This window comes from Sphingomonas sp. 179-I 2A4 NHS (genome assembly GCF_045369135.1).
Taxonomy (GTDB): domain Bacteria; phylum Pseudomonadota; class Alphaproteobacteria; order Sphingomonadales; family Sphingomonadaceae; genus Sphingomonas.
On record NZ_JBIQFL010000029.1, the window covers coordinates 1 to 5,181 of the forward strand.

Annotated in this window: 3 protein-coding genes; 1 reads left to right on the plus strand and 2 read right to left on the minus strand. The window is 62.3% G+C overall.

Annotation, left to right across the window (positions count from 1 at the left end):
• Positions 1–69: 69 nt before the first annotated feature.
• On the minus strand, positions 70–1,443 hold the full coding sequence (locus ACH0CP_RS18820) for a hypothetical protein (RefSeq protein ID WP_406876122.1): 1,374 nt from the start codon (positions 1,441–1,443) through the stop codon (positions 70–72).
• Positions 1,444–2,013, minus strand: a complete 570-nt coding sequence (locus ACH0CP_RS18825) for a recombinase family protein (RefSeq protein WP_013849886.1) — start codon at positions 2,011–2,013, stop codon at positions 1,444–1,446. It lies immediately after the preceding gene.
• Between the two features lie 140 nt (positions 2,014–2,153).
• Between ACH0CP_RS18825 and ACH0CP_RS18830 the strand changes: the two genes are divergently transcribed.
• Positions 2,154–5,123: a Tn3 family transposase gene (locus tag ACH0CP_RS18830; RefSeq protein WP_406876121.1), complete on the plus strand. Its 2,970-nt coding sequence runs from the start codon at positions 2,154–2,156 to the stop codon at positions 5,121–5,123.
• Positions 5,124–5,181: the final 58 nt, after the last annotated feature.

Below are 5,181 nucleotides of genomic sequence, written 5' to 3' on the forward strand. Positions count from 1 at the left end.
GAGGGCATCGCGTGGAAGGTACGCCAGACAACGCTAAGCGAGAACATTTCAAGAACCGCATGATGGCCGTTACCGCCGGAGGTCGCTAAGCCCCAGTTCTTCCCACATCCATGTAAAGTCATAGGTGCCCATCGGATCGGCGGTGCCCGATTTTGCCGCGCCATTTTCGATATATTTGAGCCAGTCGGCTACCTTTACCCGCCCCGCCTTTGTACAGGCCAGAACGCGTGGCGTCTTGTGGCTGAGGGCTGGGACCGGCTCATCGAGCGTTTTCGTATATTCACGGGTCAGCATATCGTGAACGATGCGCTCCATTTCATGCGGTGGAATATCCAGCGCCTCGTCCTGTGGCGTGCGGGCGGCATCGTCGGCCATAACCTGATCGAGCGTCCGGATTTCGGCCATAGGCGCGCTCACGCAATCACCAAGCCATTCGCCCATCTGGGTAATTGCTCGCTCCGCGCGGGCGGCACTGTTTACCTCGACGATCAGCTTGCGCCCTGCCAGTTCCACATTGGCAAAAACCGGCGTGCCGTCATCCATGGTCGTGACGAAGGCCCGCTTGCCTTTGGTCGCTTGCGGCTTCTTGTTCTTCGTCGCTGGTGCCAGCCAGTTCCAGAAACTGTCGCTGGCAGGTTCCAGCCATTGTGCCGCGTTCAGCCTTCGGATCAGGCTCTTGCCGACCACGCCTTTCGCCAGCGGAAAAACGATACGGTGGAACACCAGGTCATCGCCGTCGGCGTTGACCATATCCGGCGCGCTGCCGGGCATGGCCTTGCCCAGACAGTCGAGCAGCCACATGTTCGTGAACATCGGTCCCGATGCTCCCAGAAGCGCGTCCCGATCGGACGGGTCCAATTCCGCAGTGTCCTGAGTTTCGTCGGCAAGTCGGGAAAATGCCTCGACCACTCGCACGGCGCCCTCAGCGCTGAACGGCAACAGCGCTCCGGAAATGCCATGGCGCCCGTTCACGTCGACAACCCTTGCGGCGATCTTGTCCCAGTTGACCAGGGTCTGGGTTGCACCGTGTTCGCGCACCGTCACCGGAGCAACGTCGCGCAGCAGATCGCGCAAGGTCATCGACTGACCAGGCACGACTTCGCTGACCTCATAGAGCGACATGACCGTATCGCGTAACGCGCGCATATAGGCCTTGTTCGGCGCCTTTTCGTTCCAGCCCCGGCGCTTGAGATAGTCATCGACCAGATTGCGACCGTCGGGTTCCAGTTCCTGCGTAAGCAGATCTTCAAAGGCGCAGCCCCATAGCGGCCCTTGCCAGTGATCGCCAATTATCTCGAATATGGCGTCAGGCTTGAGTCCGGTCGCTTCGCTCGCCGGATCGAGATGCGCGGACAGCATTTCGGCCAATGCCTCATCCCATGGCGCGCGATCCGCATATTTCATCAGGCCGGAAAGATCGTGAGCCGATTTCGATCTGGACATTCAGATGGGCCTTTCCACGCCGAGGCGGCGCATTTCTCGATAGATGGTCGATCGGCCGATGCCGAGTTGTCGTGCTGCTTCTGTCGGCGAGATGCTCGCTTCGACCAGTTTGATGGCGGCATGTACCTTGGACATGTCGAGCGGCTGACGGCCGGGCAACTTGCCTTTGGCGCGCGCGGCGGCGATCCCATCCCTGGTTCGCTCGGAGATCAGTCTCCGCTCGAAATGGGCGATGGCCCCGAACACATGGAAGATGAGTTCGCCGGCGGCCGACGATGTGTCGATCTTTTCCTCAAGACTCAGGAGCGCGATGCCCTGGCCGCGTAGCGTCTCGACCGTGGTGAGCAATTCGGCGAGCGAGCGCCCAAGCCGATCGAGGCGGACCACCGCCAGCGTGTCGCCCTTGCGGGCATAGGCGATCAGTTCGGCCAGACCGGGCCGCTCCATGCTCTTGCCCGACATGACGTCGGTGAACACCTTGATCGCGCCGGCCTCCTCCAGACGCATGGTCTGTCCAGCCACGTCCTGATCGCCGGTGCTGACGCGGGCATAACCCAGAATATCGCCCATCCCGTGCGTCTCCCAAACGGTCGTTCTGTGGACGATCTGAAGGGCGATCGCTTCGCCCCATCCATATCCGTCCACATACTATGTCTCTTTACTCATGGCTGTCCATAGGCCCAGATGACCTTTTGTGGACGGGAATCGGAATGACGAAGCGTAAGCATCAACTCCTGACCGAGAGCGAACGCGATCAGATCCTCGCCATCCCGAGCGAGCGCGACCATCTAGCCCGGCTCTACACCTTCGAGCCTTCGGACATCGAGATCATCGGCGCACGACGGGAGCGACGGAACCAGTTGGGTGTCGCGCTGCAACTCGCGCTCTTGCGGCACCCGGGCATCACACTGGCGCAGTTGATACAGGACAAGGGAGCGATACCCCATGATCTCGCCGCCTTCGTCGCGGAACAACTTGGTCTACACGTAACCGACCTGGCCAACTATGCAGCGCGGGATCAGACGATGACGGACCATGCCCGCGAGCTGGCGATGCGAGCGGGCCTTCGTGGACCAACCCGCGCCGACATTCCCTTCATGATCGAAGCGGCCGCGAAAACGGCATGGGCGACCGACAAGGGGATGACGATAGCGATCGGCGTTGTCACCGCCCTTCGCGAGGCCCGGATTCTACTGCCGTCCATCTCCACCATCGAACGCGCCAGTAGTGCGGGACGCGCGCGTGCCCGCAAGCAGGCTGCCTACGCCCTGATCGCTGATCTTAGCGCCGAACAGGTCCACGCCCTCGACCAGGTCTTTGACGACGCCGGCGGCATGAGCCAACTCGCTTCGCTCAAGACCATTCCCGTTGCGGCCAGGCCCGATCACATCCGCCAGATTCTCGACCGCCTGCGGCAAGTGCGGAAGATCGGCATCTCCCCGGACGTGGCTGGCCGCATCCATGCCGACCGATTTCGGCAATATGTCAGGGAAGGCCGCGCTTCGCCTGCCTATATGATCGAGCGATATATTCCCTCCCGACGGCGCGCTACGCTGGTTGCGTTCCTGCTCGACCTCGAGGAACGACTGACCGATAACGCCTTGGAGATGGCGGACAAGCTGATCGGCAGCATCTTCACCCGCGCGAAGAACGCCCAGGCGCGCAGCTATGCCACCACGTCAAAGAATGTGGCGCGGCTGATGCTGATCTTTCGCAGGACAATCGACGCATTGACCGATGCGGTCGATACCGGCGAAGATCCAATGGAGGCCCTGGACGCATCGGTCGGGTGGAACACCCTCCTGAAGGCGAGGCCAGAAGTGGCGACAATCGCGGAAACCGCCAACCTTGATCCGCTGACGGTGGCGGCCGACCGCTATGCGACGTTGCGCAAGTTCGCCCCCGACCTGCTTGAGGCGCTCCAGTTCAGGGCCGGAAAGGGCAGTGCAAAAACGATCGCCGCCATCGAGATGCTGCGCGACCTCAACAGGTCGGGCAAACGCGATCTGCCTGCCGACGCTCCGATGCCCTTCCGCAAGGAATGGCGGAAAATCGTCGTGGGCGATGACGGCAAGATCAACCGGCGTCTCTGGGAAATCGCGACGATCGCGCATCTGCGCAACAAGCTGCGTTCCGGGGATGTCTGGGTGGAGCGATCGGCAGGATACCGCCGGTTCGACAGCTACCTGCTCAGCGAACCCCAGGCGAAGCCGATCGTGTCGGCTCTCGGTCTGCCACCCACAGCCGGCGAATGGCTCGAACAGCGGGGCCGCGAACTTGACTGGCGGCTTAAGAAATTTGCCCAGCGCCTGAAGCGCGACGCTCTGGAGGGTGCGCGATATCGCGACGACCGCCTCCAGATATCCCCCGTTCGCACGATCGCGACGCCCGACGCCGAAGCGCTGGCCGACCGGCTCGATGCCATGATGCCACGCATCCGCATCACCGAGCTACTGCATGAGGTGGCGCAGGAAACCGGCTTTCTTGCGGCGTTCACCAACCTGCGTACCGGCGAGCCGTGTCCCAATGAAAACGCGCTGCTCGCCACGATCCTCGCCGATGCGACCAATCTCGGCCTGTCGCGCATGGCGGCGGCGAGTCAGGGCGTCACGCGCGATCAGCTCCTCTGGACCCATGACGCCTATATCCGCGACGACAGCTACCGCGCGGCGCTGGCCCTCCTCATCAACGCGCACCACCGCCTGCCATTCTCACGAGTATGGGGCGACGGCACCACGTCCAGTTCCGATGGCCAGTTCTTCAGGGCCGCGAAGCGCGGCGCGTCGGGCGGCGATATCAACGCCCGCTATGGCGTCGATCATGGCTTCAGCTTCTACACCCATAATTCTGATCAGCGCGCGCCCTACCACGTCAAAGTGATCTCGGCCGCGACGCATGAGGCGCCCTATGTCCTCGACGGCCTCACCAGCCACGGCACCGATCTCAGGATCGTCGAGCATTACACCGACACCGGCGGGGCGACCGATCATGTCTTCGCCCTGTGCGCGATGCTGGGATTTCGCTTCTGCCCGCGCCTGCGCGACTTCCCCGACAGGCGGCTCGCGCCGATCGCGCCGGTCACGGCCTATCCGTCCATCACCCCGCTGTTGGGCAAGCGTATCCGCACCGACATCATCGGTGAGCAATGGGAAGACGTGCTGCGCCTCGTAGGGTCGATCAAGGCCGGCCATGTCGCGCCATCGGTCATGCTGCGAAAGCTCGCTGCCTACGAACGGCAGAACCAGCTCGATGTCGCGCTACAGGAAATCGGCAAGATCGAGCGGACGCTGTTCATGCTGGACTGGCTAGAAAATCCCGATCTGCGCCGGCGATGCCATGCCGGTCTCAACAACAGCGAGCAGCGCCATGCCCTGACGCAGGCGATCTACACATTCCGCCAGGGCCGCATCATCGACCGCAGCCACGAGGCGCAGCAATATCGGGCGTCCGGCCTCAATCTGCTCGTCGCCGCGATCGTCTATTGGAACACGATCTACATGGATGCCGCCGCCCAGCATCTACGATCAACATCGGTCGCGGTGCCTGATGATCTACTCGCCCATACGTCCCCAGTAGGTTGGGAGCATATTGCTTTCTCGGGCGATTTCCTCTGGGATCGAGCAGCCGCTTCCGCTGGCCGCAAGGCCCTCAATCTGCCGCCGGATAGCCGCGCCGCCTAAGCGTTCGCTGATTGTTCGCCCTTAGCGTTGTTTAGCGTACCATCCACGCTATGCCCTC